The 18374-nt window shown below is 34.6% G+C and carries 17 protein-coding genes and 1 pseudogene; 16 read left to right on the top strand and 2 right to left on the bottom strand.

Features of this window, described 5'->3' with window-relative positions:
- Positions 1-120 precede the first annotated feature (120 nt).
- Entirely contained in the window at positions 121-510 is a 390-nt protein-coding gene (locus tag OCV53_RS02325; RefSeq protein ID WP_055177530.1) for a helix-turn-helix domain-containing protein, read from the bottom strand.
- A gap of 566 nt (positions 511-1076) precedes the next feature.
- Between OCV53_RS02325 and OCV53_RS02320 the strand changes: the two genes are divergently transcribed.
- The 5 genes from OCV53_RS02320 (at position 1077) to OCV53_RS02300 (ending at position 6958) form a co-directional block, all read left to right on the top strand.
- Positions 1077-1397 (top strand): helix-turn-helix domain-containing protein, encoded by a 321-nt coding sequence (locus OCV53_RS02320; protein ID WP_013976760.1) that lies wholly within the window; start codon positions 1077-1079, stop codon positions 1395-1397.
- A 57-nt stretch (positions 1398-1454) separates the two neighbouring features.
- Positions 1455-1928, top strand: coding sequence for a hypothetical protein (locus OCV53_RS02315; RefSeq protein ID WP_015513591.1), 474 nt, complete (start codon positions 1455-1457; stop codon positions 1926-1928).
- 124 nt (positions 1929-2052) lie between these two features.
- Positions 2053-4851, top strand: a complete 2799-nt coding sequence (locus OCV53_RS02310; protein WP_055196439.1) for a DNA methyltransferase — start codon at positions 2053-2055, stop codon at positions 4849-4851.
- A gap of 1248 nt (positions 4852-6099) precedes the next feature.
- Positions 6100-6267 (top strand): transposon-encoded TnpW family protein, encoded by a 168-nt coding sequence (locus tag OCV53_RS02305; RefSeq protein WP_015513594.1) that lies wholly within the window; start codon positions 6100-6102, stop codon positions 6265-6267.
- 79 nt (positions 6268-6346) lie between these two features.
- Positions 6347-6958: a class I SAM-dependent methyltransferase gene (locus OCV53_RS02300; protein ID WP_055196438.1), complete on the top strand. Its 612-nt coding sequence runs from the start codon at positions 6347-6349 to the stop codon at positions 6956-6958.
- Positions 6959-7386: 428 nt separating this feature from the next.
- Here the strand turns inward: OCV53_RS02300 and OCV53_RS02295 are convergent, their stop codons facing one another.
- Positions 7387-8184, bottom strand: a complete 798-nt coding sequence (locus OCV53_RS02295; protein ID WP_055196437.1) for a helix-turn-helix domain-containing protein — start codon at positions 8182-8184, stop codon at positions 7387-7389.
- Between the two features lie 240 nt (positions 8185-8424).
- On the opposite strand from OCV53_RS02295, the gene OCV53_RS02290 reads away from it, so the two are divergent.
- The 11 genes and pseudogenes from OCV53_RS02290 to OCV53_RS02240 all read left to right on the top strand — a co-directional run bounded on the left by OCV53_RS02290 (position 8425) and on the right by OCV53_RS02240 (position 18212).
- Positions 8425-9528: a tyrosine-type recombinase/integrase gene (locus OCV53_RS02290; protein WP_055196436.1), complete on the top strand. Its 1104-nt coding sequence runs from the start codon at positions 8425-8427 to the stop codon at positions 9526-9528.
- An 18-nt stretch (positions 9529-9546) separates the two neighbouring features.
- The gene (locus OCV53_RS02285) at positions 9547-11277 is read left to right on the top strand and encodes a tyrosine-type recombinase/integrase (protein WP_055196435.1); all 1731 of its coding nucleotides are present in this window, start codon (positions 9547-9549) and stop codon (positions 11275-11277) included.
- On the top strand, positions 11264-12772 hold the full coding sequence (locus OCV53_RS02280) for a tyrosine-type recombinase/integrase (protein ID WP_226819361.1): 1509 nt from the start codon (positions 11264-11266) through the stop codon (positions 12770-12772). Before OCV53_RS02285 ends, OCV53_RS02280 begins: the two co-directional genes overlap by 14 nt.
- Positions 12756-13163 carry a DUF6262 family protein gene (locus OCV53_RS02275; RefSeq protein WP_008374214.1) on the top strand — a complete coding sequence of 136 codons (408 nt, stop codon included), beginning with the start codon at positions 12756-12758 and terminating at the stop codon, positions 13161-13163. Before OCV53_RS02280 ends, OCV53_RS02275 begins: the two co-directional genes overlap by 17 nt.
- Before the next feature lie 20 nt (positions 13164-13183).
- The gene (locus OCV53_RS02270) at positions 13184-13564 is read left to right on the top strand and encodes a TnpV protein (protein WP_055177549.1); all 381 of its coding nucleotides are present in this window, start codon (positions 13184-13186) and stop codon (positions 13562-13564) included.
- Between the two features lie 131 nt (positions 13565-13695).
- A complete protein-coding gene (locus OCV53_RS02265; protein WP_022171679.1) occupies positions 13696-13992 on the top strand; it encodes a hypothetical protein in 297 nt (98 codons plus the stop codon).
- Positions 13993-14131: 139 nt separating this feature from the next.
- A pseudogene (locus OCV53_RS02260) lies at positions 14132-14527 on the top strand (ATPase, T2SS/T4P/T4SS family); the annotation flags it as partial.
- Positions 14466-15224 (top strand): type II secretion system F family protein, encoded by a 759-nt coding sequence (locus OCV53_RS02255; RefSeq protein ID WP_022374352.1) that lies wholly within the window; start codon positions 14466-14468, stop codon positions 15222-15224. The pseudogene OCV53_RS02260 and the gene OCV53_RS02255, both read left to right, overlap by 62 nt.
- The gene (locus tag OCV53_RS02250) at positions 15214-16545 is read left to right on the top strand and encodes a type II secretion system F family protein (protein WP_022374353.1); all 1332 of its coding nucleotides are present in this window, start codon (positions 15214-15216) and stop codon (positions 16543-16545) included. The genes OCV53_RS02255 and OCV53_RS02250 overlap by 11 nt, the downstream gene beginning before the upstream one ends.
- Before the next feature lie 21 nt (positions 16546-16566).
- On the top strand, positions 16567-16740 hold the full coding sequence (locus OCV53_RS02245; protein WP_022374354.1) for a Flp1 family type IVb pilin: 174 nt from the start codon (positions 16567-16569) through the stop codon (positions 16738-16740).
- A complete protein-coding gene (locus OCV53_RS02240; RefSeq protein ID WP_022374355.1) occupies positions 16737-18212 on the top strand; it encodes a DUF5702 domain-containing protein in 1476 nt (491 codons plus the stop codon). Before OCV53_RS02245 ends, OCV53_RS02240 begins: the two co-directional genes overlap by 4 nt.
- Positions 18213-18374 lie beyond the last annotated feature (162 nt).

The raw sequence follows: 18374 nt of genomic DNA, 5'->3' as shown, positions 1-18374 counted from the left end.
CATCCTTTATAGTTGATATAACTATCATAGAATTTTTGGATTGAAAAAGACATAAACCATCGGTTAAGTGATTAACGGATGGTTTATGTAGAAATAGATATTTGATTGTTATTGAATGATTTAATAATCATTCAGGTTATCAGCATCGTAATTGTGTTTTGAGGATAGATGCCAATCATTGATTCGTAAAATGTTTTTTATGGCTGAAAGAACCTCGAATATGTAACGTTTTTCAGTGCTGGTACAATCTGCCATTAATAAATCAATGTCAGTTTGATATTCAGTAGGATTGTATAACAAGTTCCCATAGAGTAATTCATCAATAGTAATTTCAAGTGCATTGCTAATTTTGATTAAAGATTCTAAACTGGGTTTACGCTTGGCATTTTCTATATAGCTTATATAAACAGTAGAAAGATCAGCAATTTCAGCCAGCTCCTCGGCAGATAATCCTCGTTGTTTGCGGGTTTCTCTTATACGTTTGCCTATAAGTGCATAATTTATTTCCATGTCCTCACCTCCTTTCCATCACAACTTGACTTTTTTGTGTTGTAGATAGAAAAAATGGTGAGCTACACAACAGCAATTGGTTGTATAAAGAGAAGTATATCATATGTATATAGCAAAAAGAAGATTGTCGATTGATGGGAGAAAAAGGCGATGAGTTGTAATTGAACAACAGTGAAAAAAGGGTTATCATTTATGTATTAAAAATTATGTCTGGGAGGAAAATACATGGCAGATAAAGAGGAAATCAAAACACTGAAGGAATTAGAGGAAAAAGGAAGAATACTGCGGGGAGTACAAAGAAAAATTCCGGCAGATGTGCCAAGAAAATAAAATGATAAAGGGTTCGACAGTGCTGAAACTATATGATAAAATTGAAGAAATACAAAGAGAATATGAGCATTTAGATAATAAGCTGGCATTAATGGAATACAACTTTATATAGTTCTATTTTTTTTGTTTTAATACTACTGTTTCCCTTAGTAAATACTTGTAAGATACATCTCTAATATTTTTTCGGATTTCTAGTTACAATTAAGGTAACTACTATCGGAAAGAGGTGTATTTACTTGCGTACAGAGGATTATATTGCGGACAATATTATAGCTTTATGTAAAAAACGTGATATGAGTAAATATCGGCTGTCACAATTGACTGGTATATCTCAATCTTCGATTGGAAAAATTATTGCTAAAGAAAGTTTACCCACTATGCCTACTGTAGAAAAGATATGTGATGCACTGGGAGTAACAATGGCACAATTCTTTGCCGGAATGGATGTTCCAGTAAGCTTATCAGAATCACAACAAGAGGTTCTGAATATTTGGAATAATCTTGATGAAAAAGAACAGAATGTAGTGATACAAATGCTCCGGGGACTTCAAAAATAAAGGAAACAGTTGTAACGAAAATGTTGACTGTTTCTTTTTTTATGGAGTTGGGAGATTATGGTGATTGAAAAGAAATATTATGATATTGCACAGCGTGAATTGGAAGAAATGCAAAGAGAAATTAATGCAGAAAAAGCGCAAATGTCAGAAGAAGAGATACTAGAGGATAAAAAATGGCATGATGAACAATTGGAAACAATTATAAAAAAGGCAGAAGCTCATATGCGTCGTTTTAAGAAAGTTCCAGATCCTCAAAAAGTAGTGAAATTCACTTTTTTACAAAAAGATGCATTGGAAATTGCCCGAAATATGCAGATGAATATAAAAACTGAGCGTAAAGAAGATGATTTATGGGGGACGATAGAAATGTCATTTAATAATATGTGGTTTTTAGATTCGGCTCCTAGTGAATGGAAAGATATTTGGAATAACTTGATGAAAGAAGCTCAGAGAGTGTATATAGAAGCAAAAGATAACATGATCATGTATCAATATTATTATGATTTGGCGGTAGAAGTTCCTTGTGTGTAGACAAAATACAAATAATGATATATGAATGCTGTTCTGTAATAATTTTATGATATACTGTGGATATGATATGTAAAAATAGTCGGAGAAAGATTTGTGAATGTACGATTATTTAGGAGGAAAAAGCATGACAGATGCAGAACAAAGAGAGGCTGCCCGTCAATTTGTAAACCGATGGATGGGAAAAGGGAAAGAAGATGAAGATGGACGTTCTTATTGGATTGATTTATTGACGAATGTTTTGGGAATGGATAATGTGACAGAACGTTTGAACTTTGAAAAGAAAGTTGTAATTGATGGAAATACAAAACGTATTGATGTATATATTCCTGAAACACGAGTAATTATTGAACAGAAGAGTCTTGGAAAAGCATTGGATCAGAAAATCAGGAATTCAGGAGATGTTGATCTTACTCCATTTGAACAGGCAGACAGATATAATGGGAAGCTGACTTTTGATGAAAGAGCTCGGTGGATTGTTACGTCAAATTTTGCTGAAATTTGGATTTATGATATGAACCAGAAACAGCCAGAACCGACAAAGATTGCTTTAGATGAATTACAAAGCAAATATCCATTGTTGGACTTCTTGGTGAAAAAGGAAGTAAAGACAATATCGCATGAAATGGAAGTATCAATAAAAGCAGGAGGTATTGTTGGGCTTCTTTATGATGCGTTTTTAAAACAATATCGTATACCAGATATTAAGGAAAAGGATGAAACATTTGAGCAGAAAGAAAAAAGAGAGCATAAACTAAAGAGCCTGAATGCTTTATGTGTGCGAATTGTTTTTTGCTTGTATGCAGAAGATGCTGGTATTTTTGGAAAGAGAAATATGTTCCATGATTATTTGGAAACATATGAAGTAAAGGATTGCCGGAGAGCTTTAATAGAATTATTTAAGATATTGGATACACCTGTATCAGAGCGAGACGAGTATTTGGAGGAAGAACTTGCTCAGTTCCCGTATGTAAATGGTGGGTTATTTGCTGATGAAACTATTGAGATACCACCTTTTACAGAGGAAATTAAAGAATTACTTCTTACAAAAGCGTCAGAAGATTTTGATTGGAGTGATATTTCTCCAACTATATTTGGAGCGGTATTTGAATCTACATTAAATCCTGAGACCAGACGTTCAGGAGGAATGCATTATACATCTATTGAAAATATTCATAAAGTTATTAGTCCGCTTTTTTTGGAAGATTTGCAAAAGGAATTTGATAGTATTAGAGCAATTCAAGTGAAGCGTACCAGAGATAAAAAATTGGAAGAATTCCAAAATAAATTGGCATCACTTACATTTTTTGATCCTGCGTGTGGTTCCGGAAATTTCCTTACAGAAACATACCTGTCGCTTCGTCGTTTGGAGAATGAGGTGATAAAGGAAAAAGTTGGCGGACAAATGACATTGGTAGAGGTAAATAATCCAATTAGAGTTTCTATTCAGCAATTTTATGGAATAGAGATTAACGATTTTGCAGTTACAGTTGCAAAAACGGCTTTATGGATTGCAGAATCTCAAATGTTGGAAGAAACGAAAAATATTGTGTATGGATTTAATGATGATTTTCTTCCTTTAAAGACATATGTAAATATCACAGAAGGAAATGCATTAAGAGTTGATTGGAATGATGTAATTCCTGCAGAAAAATTATCGTTTATAATGGGAAATCCGCCATTTGTAGGAGCACGTTGGATGGCGTCGGAGCAGAAGGAAGATGTTGAGAAGATATTTGAAGGATGGAAGAGTATAGGAAATCTTGATTATGTTAGTTGCTGGTATAAAAAAGCAGCTGACTATATGGGAAATTATAATATCAGAGCAGCATTGGTATCAACTAATTCAATTACACAAGGAGAAAGTGTTTCGATTCTCTGGAAACCGCTTTTTGAATCAGGTGTACATATTGATTTTGCATACAGAACATTTATATGGGATAGTGAAGCGTCAATAAAAGCGCATGTTCATTGTGTAATTGTTGGCTTTAGCAGAGCTGTAAATAATAAGCAGAAAATAATTTATTCAGGTGAGAACGCAATTCCGGCGAATAATATTAATGGATATTTGCTTGATGCAGAAAATATATTCATTGAAAAAAGAATGAAACCATTGTGTAATGTTCCTGAAATAGCATTAGGTGGGCAAGCAATAGATGGTGGATTTTTAATATTGACGGAAGAGGAAAAGGAAGAGTTTTTGGAAAAAGAACCACAAGCTTCTCCGTTTTTTAGACATTATATGATGGGAAAAGATTTTATTGATCGAAAGCCGAGATATTGTATTTGGCTTGTTGGAGCTGATCCTGGATTATTAAAAAAATGTCCGATGATATTAGAACGGGTGAATAAAGTACGTGAATTTAGACTTAGTAGTACAAGAGCGAACACAAAAAAAGCGGCTGAGAATCCAACTTTATTTGCATCAATACTTGAACATAAAAATCAATATATTGCGATTCCCAAAGTTTCTTCTCAGAATCGTAGATATATTCCAATGGATTATTTAGATGGTGAAATTATTCCGGGAGACAAATTATTCACTATGCCAAATGCATCATTTTATGAATTTGGTGTATTGATGTCGAATGTTCATATGGCATGGATGCGAGCAGTGTGTGGAAGATTAAAAAGTGATTATAGTTATTCAAACACAATAGTGTATAACAATTTCCCGTGGCCTGTAGTAACGGAGAAGAATCGGGAACAAATTGAAAAATCGGCACAGGAAATTTTGAAAGCAAGAACATTATATCCTAATAGTAATCTTGCGGCTTTATATGATCCTTTAACAATGCCAGCCGAGTTACGGCGAGCACATACTGCAAATGATAAAGCTGTTATGGCTGCGTATGGCTTTAGTACAAAAATGACGGAAGCAGATTGTGTGGGAGAGTTGATGAAATTATACCAGAAAATGCAATGATAAAAGTTTATAGAGCTGTTTTTTGCTCAAAGTAAAATCTTTGAAAACATAGAATATTCCAAATCCATAAAAGATGAATGAAAACCAATATGGGAATTTTACAGGTGGTACAAAATTTGTAAAATTTTCATATTGGTTTTTTGGTAATCTGTAAAAATTATAAATTTTGGATATCAAGTAAGGTTTCGGATTTTTGATTTTTATGTATTTTTCAATTTTGGATATGGCTCCGAAATTGGCAATTTTGCGGAAGTGTATCCACACTTCCTGTCCTTGCTGTTTTTATAATCACATGGTGATTTCACAGGGATATAGGGCTGTTTAGCCTATTTTTTCTCCCTGTGCTGTGACCGAAGAAATTCGAGGAACCAATTATATATTTATGCTGAATGTGAGGAACTGGGGAGCACAATCCTCAGCAAGAATCCTACGTCCGGAAAATATCATATTGCTAAAATAGCGATATGGTATTACCGGGGTGGATCTTGCTCTAGTGTATACTGAGACCTCGGCATAAATAGAAAAATGGGTTTGGGGAATCCCCAGCAAGATGAAAACCTGATAAGAGAATATTGTGATGAAAGACAATATTGTTAAACACAGGTGGATCTTGCTCTGGGGTAAGAAAGAAGTATCTTTATATTATCAAAATGATATTTGGAGTTTATGTTGTTGGAAAGTCGTAAGCAGGAAGATAACTTCAAGTTGTTGGTGCAAATATAATGAATAGAAGTGTCCAGTACATTTTTGGTGATGGGTATTTTGGTGGAATCCATTTTTATTTATTTTTGAATAATAAAATTTTGAATCTGCAGCCGATTCTGCCTGCCGGACAATGTTTTTAGATATCTGTAAACGTCACGGACTGGAACTTGATGAAGAACCATCGGATGATGGAAGAAAGTATTTGGAAACACGATAGAAGCAAACGCTGTACTTATCGTCTTGTCTGGCAGGGAAGATTATTAGGGATTAACCAGAGAGATATCGGCAGAGAAAACAGAAGTGATAGACAATGATATTTGTTAGATATGCTTCTTGTCGTTGGCTGCATCATATTAAAACGCTTTTTACGTTAAAAAAGTGCTGTGATCACAAGGCTTTTTGCAAGCAAAAATGAAAAGGCTATATATAGGTAGCCTGTGAAACTGGAAGTGCCCATTTTGGGCCTGATTTAAAGAATAATGTTCTGACAGAGACCAATGGAATGACTCTCTGCTGGGGCTCCAAAAGAAAGGAAAAATGATTATGGAAAAAATGATGAATACAAAAACAGAGGGTAACACATTTACAAAGAAAATCGGGCAGACAGTCTATGTTGTCCGTTATCATTTCAATGAAAATGCAAAGGAAACAATGCAGGAGAAGATTAACCGGATGCTGGTTACAGAAGCAAGTCGACAGGCAGTGTATTAAAATTAGGTGGATGTAATTGAAGAAAAAATATGATATCATGTGAGTAACAAACTGGAATTTAAAGAGGAGGAATAATGCAATGAACTTCTTTGAAAATACTCGTAAGCCACAAGGCTTCGGCGGAAAATTGATGACGAAGATGATGAACATCGGTCACGCCAAGTTATCACAATGGGGATTCTCAAATATCTCAGTGAATCCGGACGCTACGGTACTGGATGTTGGTTGCGGAGGCGGTGCAAATATTGTAGCCTGGTTGGGCAAATGCGGAAATGGACATGTGACAGGAATGGATTATTCGGAGGTCAGCGTGGCAGAATCTCAAAAACTGAACGCCACCGCCATTAAACAAGGGAAATGTTGCGTGGTTCAAGGTGATGTATCTGCTATCCCTTTTCCTGATGCGGTTTTTGATTATGTATCTGCTTTCGAGACAGTTTACTTCTGGCCTGGATTGGAAAAATGTTTTTTTGAGGTAAATCGGGTTCTGAAAAACGGAGGGACATTCCTGATTTGTAACGAATCTGACGGAACGAATGCCGCAGATGAAAAATGGACAAAGTTGATTGATGGTATGAAGATTTACACCTCTGATCAACTCATTGCTGCTTTGAAAGAAGCAGGTTTTACAGAGATAAAAATGTATTCAAATACAAAAAATCATTGGATAAGTATTGTTGCAACGAAATAGCTAATTTCCTGTTTGTAGAATTCAAAAATTTAATATGAAATGTGAGATAGAGCGTATGGAAATAATCTATACGTTCTATTTTTTGCCTTTTTTGAAAAAGTGATTCAAAAACTATTGACATTTTGTTACTGGTAGAAGCAGATGGTTATAAAAAGCTTTTGATAACTATGAGTGCAAAAACAGATAGCTGCGAAAATTTATTATGAGCTAATAGCAAAATTTGATATTTTGTGATATTGAGGGTATGGGGAATCGTAATCTCCATCAAGTTTGTCAGAGAATCATAATCCAGAAATGGAATTTTGAGTTACTCTAGGCGATACTTACTTTAGAAAAATGATTAGCCATAATGAGTTGGAACGTGGGAGGAGGAAGTGCAAAAAAAAGAGAGAGCCATAAGTAACTCTCTCTGTGATAAAATCAAAAAGTTATAGTATCAGTGGTTCGGTAAGATTACAAAAATCCTTAACAGGAATATTTTCTTTAAGTGGTAAAGCTGTCTCTAAAAAGGTTTCGTCTGCAAATCTTTCGAGTTCAGAATCAAAATGTATAATTGAAGCATTTGTATTTAATTGATATGGCGGAATTGTAACAAAATAATCATAATCTTCGTAAGAAGGAGTGGCGCAAGAAACTTTGATTTTTCCGCCCAATTTCAATTTTGCAAATTCTCCATAAATGGCAGTTAAGGCTTTTTTTCTTTCTTCATCAGAAATAATTCTATCTACATATCTAATGTACCAATAATCTATATTTCCCTCTTTTAATTCAATTAAATAATCGTATGATCTGGGTGTTCCGGATTTTATTGTCCATTCAACTTTATGCAGACTTGTCATCATGGAAAGTCCACGCATTAAGGTAGAAAAAAATTTTTCATGCACCTGAACAGTAGAGAGATCCAGAGAAAATCCATTGTCTGCAATTATCTTTTTCCGTTCCCGTATTTTCTTAGAAGAATATCCCGTTGCATCATATAATTCTTGGATAAGTTCTGGATCATCAATGGCTTTTGCAATTTTATCAATAGTGCTTTTATATGGTCTTCCAGATCGGGCACCGTTGAGCATTCGTGAAATGGTTGCATTATTTAAGCCTGTTTGTTCAGATAATTCTTTTTGTGTTTTTTTCTGTAAAATGATTTGAAGTATATTGATGAATCTTTCCTGATCGTAAACGCTGTCAGGATTTATTAGTGTGCCTGAATTTGATATAAATTCGTTCATTCAAATCTCCTCTTGACTTCTTTGACTTTGTATAAATTGACTTCTTGTATTTTATCTTATCAATTATATCCCTAAAAATCAATTTAAAACATAAAGAAATCAAAAAATGCTTTATTGATATTCCTTTAAAAGTCAAAGAAGTCAAAAACGTAATTGACATTTTGACATCTTTGTGTATAATGTAAATCAAGAAGTCAAAGAAGTCAAACAAATCAAAAAGAAAGGAAGGAGGGCTGTGGATTGAAATATAGGGTTGTTTCGGTTTTGAAAGATAATAGACCACGTTTTTTGATTACTTCTGATATTGAAGAAATTGAAATCCTTCCATCAAAGTATTTGAAGCATCTGGATCAGATTAATGCTTCTCCGAATACTGTAAAATCCGCCGCCTTCGCACTTTCATATTATTACAATTATCTGCAGGAGCAAACGATAGGATTGGATGAGATTACATTGTTATCCTATTCAGAGCAGAATAAACATTTTATCGATTTCTTGTATTGGGTTAAGAGTGGAAAGCATACTGAGCATAATACACAGACGAGTAATAAGACCTGCAATATGTATCTTGGTGCAGTCTTCAGATACTACCAGTTTTTGGCACTGGAAGATGTTGTGCCAATGCTTAAAGTCTTACGAGTAAAAAAAGTATCGTATTTTGACAGTATGGGAGTAAATCATCAAAATGCAGTGAATTCGTTTAAAGGTTTCTTCAAAGAAGAAGAACCTAATCTGGAAGAAATAACATCCGAAGAAATACAGGAGCTGATAAATGCCTGTTCGAATGATAGAGATCGATTGCTGATAGCAATGATGGCAGAAACCGGTCTTAGATTAGGGGAAATTCTGGGAATCCATTATACCGAAGATATTGATTTTAAAAGAAGGACGGTTCGGGTAAGGTATCGTGAATCCAATACCAACTTGGCAAGAGCAAAAAATGCAGAATATAGAATGGCTTTGTTAAGTAATACAACTTTTGAGTTCTTGGTTAAGTACATTTCTGATAACCGAAAAAGTCTGATGAACTCGGAGTATCTATTTACAAAATTGACTGGAAAAAACAAAGGAGAGCCATTAGATGCGGATTCTGTGTATAGCATGTTGAAAAGGCTATCCAAAAAAACGGATATCAATTCCCATCCGCATCAGCTCCGACACTATTTTGCGGAGGAAAGAAGAAAAGAAGGATGGGATTTGAATGACATTCGTTTTGCCCTGGGGCATAAGAAAGTTGAAACTACCATTAAATACTTGGGTGAAAATAATGAACGATTGATAGAAGCGACAGATCAATACTACTCAAATAATGAAGATTTATACCAAATTGCAGATTTTCTGTAAAAGGAAGGAGGGATTACCTTGGCAATATTAAAAATTGTTCCTAAGTTATATCAGGAAAAAATATCCGAGAAATTAAAGGAAGAAATATCTTTAGTTACGAATGGAGAAGCAAAATACTATAACCGGTTATACAAATTTTTCCAGTATACAGATATACAGTGTACTGCAGATATTAACTATGAAACGAGAAAAATGTATATGGATTCTCTTGAAAAAGAGGATATTTCAGAAAAATATAAAGCGGAATTAATGAGCTTATTTGATCGTTTAAAAATAGAAAATATGCCGGATGTCTATTCACAAGGAAATCCCTTCTTTGTAGAACAGGAGTTTTTTAAGCAAGACAAATTGTTTTTGCTGTATGTCCCCAATAAGAAGAAAGCACAATCTTTTCGTCAGGTGGTCGATAAGAATGATTTGTTATGGGACTTAACGAGGATACATTCATCACAGTTGGTGCGACAGACAAAAATATTGCTGTGTGAAATTCTGAATATGGATAAGGTACAAAGACATCGAAGATATTTTTTAGAACCATTAAAAGCACTTATACGGTTTTGCGATAAGTACGGAATAGATGATATTGAAGAAATGGAACAGGCAGACGAAAACAGATTTTATCTGTATTTAAACAAGGAGTCGGAAATTATAAAAAAACAGGCTTCTAAGATTGTTGAGTTTGCGAGAAGAACGTTATTTCTAACAGATTCAGAGACAAATTGGCGAGCGTGTATCTGGTATATGGATAGGTTTCAGTTTGATAAATCGAGAATCAATGCCAGTTCACCTGTTAAAAGCCTTTCGTTTATTAATATTTACGAAAAAGAAAATCGTTGGTATTTACAATTATACGCAAAATATTTGGTCGGGATATCTGATCTGTCTTTATCAAATATCCGAAATACAATAAGTTTTATTTCACAATTTTTAAAATATCTGGATGGACAGAGTAAGAAAGTAACTGAACTGGAGATGCAAGATATAGCGGATTATGTGTCTGTTTTGGATGAGTCCGATATTAAGTATTCCACTTTTAACCGATATATCACACATATGCATACATTTCTACAGTTTTTGAAAATGAAAAATATTGAAGTGTTGAAGTTTTATCCGGAACGATTTTTAAAAAAAGGTTTTTCGGAACACAATGAAAGAAGTGTTCCAGAAAAAACAATTGCTCATCTAATTAAGGAGCTGCCGGCATTCCCAGAGCATTTACAGTTGATGTATTTGATTTTGTTTTGCACAGGAATTAGGAAAAGCGAGGTTTGTACAATAAAATCGGGAGCCTTTTATTCACAAGGCAATGAGAATTGGATGCGCATATATCAAAGCAAAATGCGGAGAGAAAAAGTCATTCCTGTTCCCAGTTTATTGGTTGGACTGGTGAATGATTATGAAAAAAAGTACGGAATAAAAAATGGGGAGTATTTATTCAAAAATAAAAAGGGTGGTGCATTTAATGGACAGACATTTTCAAATCAGATGATTCGGGAGTGTAAGGCTCGTGGGATTGCCTGCGGAGATTATATCTTTAGAGCACACGATTACAGACATAACCTTGCAACTTCAATGTACGGAAATGGGGTTTCTATACAAGGGGTACGAGATTATCTAGGACATTCAAGTGAGAATATGACAAAACAGTACATTGATTTCATGCCGGAACGTATTGTATCGGCTGAAGATAAATATTTCTCTAAAAATCAGTCATTTAAATTGAAAGGAGCAGAAGATGATGAAAGGTAATATTAATTTGATTTCGTATGACTGTTATCAACAAGCTACAGAAAAACAGTTGGCAGGACTGAAATGGAAGGAAAACAGGGTGTACTACATATCAGAGATTCATAATGAAAAGATGCAGGATGAGATTTATGGGTATATCGATGATAGATGTAGACGTTTGTCATTATCAACAGTAGTAAATGATATTTACAGATTTGATCTGTTGAAAGAATTTCTGAATGAGAAGTGTACAAGTTGTAGCAGCATCACTGATAAAAAATGGGAAGAACTGGAGAGAAGTTATAAAGCATTTTTATATAAAAAAGGATTGGCGCTGTATGTTAGAAGAAATAGACCAGATAGGCGGAATGTTGAGCAACAAAGTAGCGCTCAGGTTTCTTTTCTGAAAATGTATTATGAGTATGTTGTGAAGTGTAAAACAGCAGGTATTCCAGAAAACGAAAAAGATGTATGGGATATGAGAAAGTTGGATATTGTGCCAAGGAGTAATCCGATTCGTGGAAGATATAGATTAGATTTTCGTGAGATCAGGCAGAAAGAATTTAAAGAGATAATAAAGAAAATATTGTATAGCCACTGCCAGACAAAAGCAATGGGTAGTATAAAAGGTGAATTGCGTGGATTCCGTCGGTTTGCTAGTTTCATGTATGATCGATTTCCAGAAGTAAAGCACTTTACAGAAATTAGCAGGGATATGATAGAAGATTATCTGGTTTATATAAAAACGGATACCGGTCTTACATCAGTCAGTTACACGACAGAGCTGTCGGTTTTGGATAATCTGTTGGATGAAATAGGGCGTGAACTGGAAATAGGAAATATATGCAACCTTTTTCTATCCAGTGATTGCAGAGCATATGACAACGCTTTACCAGAAGCGTATTCAGATGCAGAAATCAGAAGATTTAATTGTGCATTAACAAAATTAAAGCCCCAGTTAGGCAGATGTTTAATAATACATCAGATGCTCGGTACAAGAATAGAGGATACGTTGACTTTGCGAAGGGATTGCTTATCTGAGAAATCTGGACATTATTTTATAACTATTATCCAGCAGAAAACAAGGAAATACAAAAGACCAGTTAGCGATCAGCTGGCAGAATTGATTAGAAAAGCAATAGAAGTTTCAGAAAAGGAGCATCCAGATTCAGAATATATTTTTCTTCAAGATAATGGAAAATTGTATACAGATTCAATGCTGAAATATCATGTAAATATCATGATTTATGAAAATGATATCAGGGATGATAATGGAAATTATTTTGAGTTTCGTACACATCGTTTTAGACATACTTTTGGAGTAAAACTTACAGAAATGAAATTAGATGATGATAGCATTGCAAGGCTGTTGGGGCATAAGGATACACGAACCATACCACATTATCGGCGGTTAAGAAACGAAGCATTAGCGGAGGACACAAAGGCTGTACGAGATGAAATGAATGAATTATTAGCACAATACAGGAGGGAAAAGGAAAATGCAGAAACACGATAAAATGGTAGCACTGGCAAAAGAAAAAAGTGCGGAAATGACGGAAACAGCAATAACAGCTATTGAAACAATGTATAGAAAAAATATAAAAATTTCAGTTGCTGAACTTACAAAACTAACAGGACTTTCCAGAGGTTTTTTCTATAATAATCCGAATGTGAAACAGGTCATGATGGAATTGAAGGAAAAACAACAGGGAATGATATTGCGAAATCCTAAAAGTGATGCTATTGCAAAAGCACAGGAAGCACGGATTAAGAGTTTAGAACAGAAATTATCCGATAGTGTTCCGAAAAACGAATATGAAAGTCTTCAGAAAAAATATGAAGAATTACAGGTGAAATATAGTCAAATGAAAAAGGGAACACTGTTGAAGATGTACGACCAATTATAGGAAGAAAAGGAGAATATTTTATGCAGAACGAAATTTATGATGAGAAAAATGGACTTACTTATATGTTATGTGGTGATTATTATTTGCCAGAATTGGCACTTACAGATATCGAACCAACTTATGGGAAATATGGGATGCTTCGTAAAAGCTATTTACAGGAACACAGAAAGGCAAAATATCAAATATTGTTGTTACAAGGAAAACTTGTCGAGCATTTGAATCAGATTGATGCAGAAGCAAGGGATAGAGAAGAACAATTAGTAAAACTGATGATGGAGAAACAAGGAATTACAGAGAAATTAAAAAGGCAGGACAACATGGAATGGACAAGGAGGATGAATACCCTTTGTCATGATGCAGAAGAGATGATTTTGACGGAAATGATATACACGAAAGGATAATGAACTGTATTGGATAGCAAGAATTTTGCAGCCCGGATAGCAAAAAAGTGGAAGTCTGGATAGCAAAAAAATGGAAGTCCGGATGGCAAGATTCTTGCTGTCCGGAAAGATAAAAAAGGGAGGGATTAAAAATGTTGGTTAAGTGCATAATAAAAGTGTTTTTATATTTAATTCTTGCAGTAATGACATTGATTCACTGGTTATTAAAAATTCCGATGATATTGGGAAATATTTTGCTTTACTTTTTATCAATTATATTTATTCTGACAGGTATTTTGAGTTATGGATTTGCTTTGGAATCTGCAAGAGAATGTGGTCGAATGATAATAATTGGGATGGCATTTGGTGCAATACCAGACTTTGTCCCATTTTTGGGAAAAAGTTTAGAGACATTGGTTGCCAAACTGTTGAGTATGACAAATGAATGATAAAGTCAATATGAAAGAGGGCTGTGAAAGGCTCTCTTTTCTTTTTGCAACTGTGAAATGGCAAGATAATAACGTTATATACAGTGTATATTAAGTACAGATATTGTATTTCTGCATGATGGGAACATAGGGAGTCCATATAAAGGCACTGAATACAGGACATGATGGAAGTATTTCAACAGGGCATGCAAACAGCAGTAAAGATATGTTGAAGCGAATCGAAACGATGGTTTTAATGGGAGTTGATATGCCAGTTGAAGCGATCAGGGGGCAGATGGCCTCAGCAATTGATGTGATCATTCATCTTGGAAGAAGCTATGATGGAAGTCGAAGATTACTGGAGATTTCAGAAATTACGGGAATGACAACAGGACAGATAGCGGTTCATCAATTGTTTGAACTTGATGATGAAGATCAGATGCAGATGAAGGGAGAACTGGTCAATAGAAGAAAATTAAAGGAGTATGGCCAATATGAAACATATCAGAAACTTATGGAGTATTTTAAAGCAAGAGATCAGCCTATGGAAGAATGAAAAAAAAGATCTGATCACAGGAATCCTTTATATTGGAATGATCACATGGCTGTTTTATAACCGTATCGTATGTATGATCTTCTTAAGTCCATTTCTGTTTTTATGGATGAGGCGGCAGAGAACAAGGCGAGAATATAAAAAGAAAGAAATTTTGCGGAAAGAATTTCGAGAAATGATGTTGTCGATCGGAAACAGTTTATCTGCAGGGTATTCGATTGAGAATTCATTAAAGACAGCAAAGAATGATCTTTTAATGTATCAGGAGAACAGTATGTTGGCAAAAGAACTTCATTTGTTGATAAATCATTTAAAAATAAATGAACCTGTGGACAAGTTGTTTCTTGATATGGCAGAACGAGTAGATTTAGAAGAATTATATCAGTTTGCACAGATTGTATCGATTGCCAAAAGAAGTGGTGGAAACCTGATTGAGATTACAACGAATACGATAGAACATTTAAGCCAGACAATTCAGATAAAAGAAGAAATTGAAACAATGACAGCGGCAAAGCAAATGGAAAAAAGGATCATGACGATGATGCCTTACTTTATTCTCTTCTATGTAAGGACAGCAAATCCTGGATATTTTGACATACTGTATAAAAGCTTTGCAGGAATGATCGTTGTAACGATTTCTTTGATTTGTCTGTGGATTGCAGATTCATGGGCAGAGAGGGTGATTGAAATTGAAGTTTAGATGGATCAGATATATAGCGGAAAGACTTCCAAAAGAAATAAGAGAAAGAAGAAAAACAGAGATTGAAGCGTGTTTTACAGGGACAAAGAAACAATTAGAAGAAAAAGTAATGGAAAGTCTGTATGAACAGGTAAAGATCGTTGTGGTAGCGACAGCAATTTTTCTTATGATACTCCTTCTGACAATAGTAATGTATTTGAGTCAGGATAGGAGAATTCTGATCACAAGAGATGAGACGGGAGGGAAAACTACAGAGAAACAGATTCGTATCAAAACAAAAAAGGACGATGATATTTACTCATTGACAATCCGGCCGAAAGGTTATACAAAAAGCCAGATCACAGATGCATTAGACAGAGGTGAAAAATACTTAAAAGAACACCTTGTGGCAAAAAATAAATCAATTAATGAAGTATCAAAACATCTGGAAATGCCATCGAAGATACAGGGTGAAAACATCACGGTGCAATGGCAGAGTGATGATCCGGCAGTTATCGATGAAGAAGGTAATGTATTTTCGAAAAATGTAAAAAAAGATTATATTGTAAATCTTAATGCCAGAATGGAATGTCAGGGAGAGGTACGAATCTTGAAGATACCAGTGTGTGTGGTTCCTGGAAATTCAGGAAAGAGAGTATCAGAGAAACAAAAGATTATTGCAGATCTTAAGAAATTGGAAGAAAAATATATTACAAAGGAGCAGTTTTATCTTCCAGATGTGATCCGGCAGGGAAGGCTTTTGCCTGCGGATAATGAAAGTCAGATTCCTGCAATATTATTTCTTGGAATTGCAGTAATTGTGTTTCTTTGGTACCACGAGAATGAAAAGTATAAGGAACAAAAGCTTCAGACCAGAGATCAGTCTGTACAGGAGTATCCTCAGATCATTACACAATTGATGTTGTTTCTTGGAACAGGAATGAGTGTGACATCTGCACTTGAAGCTGTGACTGCGGAGTATGAGAAAGAACAAATGAGAGGGAATAAAGGAAAGATTTTTGTATATGAACAGATGAAAAAAACATGCAGGGAGATTTCATTTGGAGTTCCTCAGACGAAAGCGTTTGCCGATATGGGACAAAAGATTGGGGTCCCTTCTTATCAGAAGCTTTCTGTTCTTCTTGTACAAAGTATTACAAGAGGATCCACAGATCTGTTTTTCAGATTAAAAGAAGAGGAAGAAGAAGCATTTTTTCAAAGAAAGGAACAGGCAAAAAGAAAAGGCGAAGAAGCGAGTACAAAACTTCTTGCTCCGATGATGATCATGTTGGTGGTCATATTAATATTACTGATGTTTCCAGCGTTGTCACAATTTTCATAAAATATGAGGGAGGCGGTACATATGAGAAATTTTTTTAGGCATTTTGCAAAAGATGAATCAGGAATGGGTGTTGTGGAAGTGATTTTGATCATTGTAGTTTTGATCGGTTTGGTTATCATCTTTCAGACACAGATCACAAAGGTAGTAAATAATATTTTCAAGACGATCACCTCCAAAACAGGAAAAATAAAATGATCAGGGATGAACGTGGCAGTATGAGTGCATTTTTGGCAATGTTGTTTCTTATATTTCTGCTTTTGATCAGTGTGTGTGCAGAGGGTATTTATATATATACAGCGAAGGGAAAAGCAATGGCTGTTTATATGTCTGGATTTTCTCATACAAAGGGAAATTACCAGAAGGAACTTGCAGATATGTATCATATTTATGCTATGGATCCAAGATACAAAAAGAAATTAGAAACTGATTTTGCTGATCGGATGAAAGAAAGTCTTGATAATTCCGAAGATTCATTTTTGTTTCAGACAGGAAATACAAAATTATCCGATGAAGTGAATCTGACAGCACAAAAGGGAGAAGTTTTAAAGTACCAGATCAGGCAGCAGATGAAGTATGAGATAGGAAGTGATCTTTTGAAGACGTGGACAAATAATATAAGGACAAGCACGGATCTTCAAAAGCAAATCACAGATATCAAAGGACAGATCAGTAAGGATGAAAAAGAAGCACAAAAGCAGCAGGAGGACAGAGAAAATACCAAGAAATCAGATAAAAAAGACAATGAACAAATAAAGCCATCTGCAAAAAAAGATCCAAGAAAAGGTTTTATGAAATTATTAAAAGAAGGATCCGTCTCATTAGTTATGGGAAAGAAAAAAGTATCAGATCTTCCAATTGATATTGTTTATGGCAAAAAGGATACAACAAAGCAGAAAATATGGGATTTTATGAACCGAAAAACGATGGAAAAAGAGATGGACAAGTTAAAAGAAACATCGTCAGCGGATTCATTTACAAGCGAATTACCGGTTATATTTTATGCACAAAAATATTTTCATTGTCTAACAGATACATCAAAAAAAGAAGGGACAAAATATGAGATAGAATATCTGATCGCTGGAAAAGATTCAGAAAAAGAAAATCTTGGGGCAGTGTTCTGGAAGATGATCGCACTTAGATTTTTAACGAATGCAGCTTGTGTGTATCAAGATCCTGTAAAGGAGAAAGAAGCTACACTGCTTGCAGCTTCTGTTCTTGGCATTACTGGATTTCCCCCAGTTGTTGCAGTTGCCAAGAATCTTCTGCTTATTGCATTAGCTTATGGAGAATCTGTAATTGATGTGAGGAATCTTGCAGAAGGTAAAAAGGTGCCGATCGTAAAAACTGTTTCAGACTGGCAATTGTCATTTTCAGGACTGGCAACATTAAATTGCAAACAGAAACCAGCAAAGCAGGGAATGAAATATGAAGATTATCTTTTATTGCTGTTGATCATGCAGAAAGATAAACGACAAAAATATTTTCGTATGATGGATATGATGGAACAAAATATAAAAAGAAAAGTTCCAGATTTTAAGATGGATCAGTGTATTTCATCTTATAAAATAACACAGAATCTAAAGCTTAAAAAATTGGGCTTTGGAGGCATGACTTTGCCATTTGCACCTTATACAGATTTAAAGTTATCACGTTTTACAACCTATTAAAATAAAAAGAAAGGGGGCAGAGAAAGATGTTCTCTTGTCAAAAACATTTCTCAAAAAATAAGTTGGTTCAAAATGATAAAAAAATTAATAATATAACAGATACAAAAAAATCCAAGAGAGCATCTTTCTCTGCCTCAAAGTTTTTCATGTTGAAATTATTTA

This window comes from Anaerostipes amylophilus, from assembly GCF_025567365.1.
Classification (GTDB): Bacteria; Bacillota; Clostridia; order Lachnospirales; family Lachnospiraceae; genus Anaerostipes; species Anaerostipes amylophilus.
The sequence above is the reverse complement of the archived record's forward strand: the minus strand, read 5'-3'. Positions and strand labels throughout refer to the sequence as shown.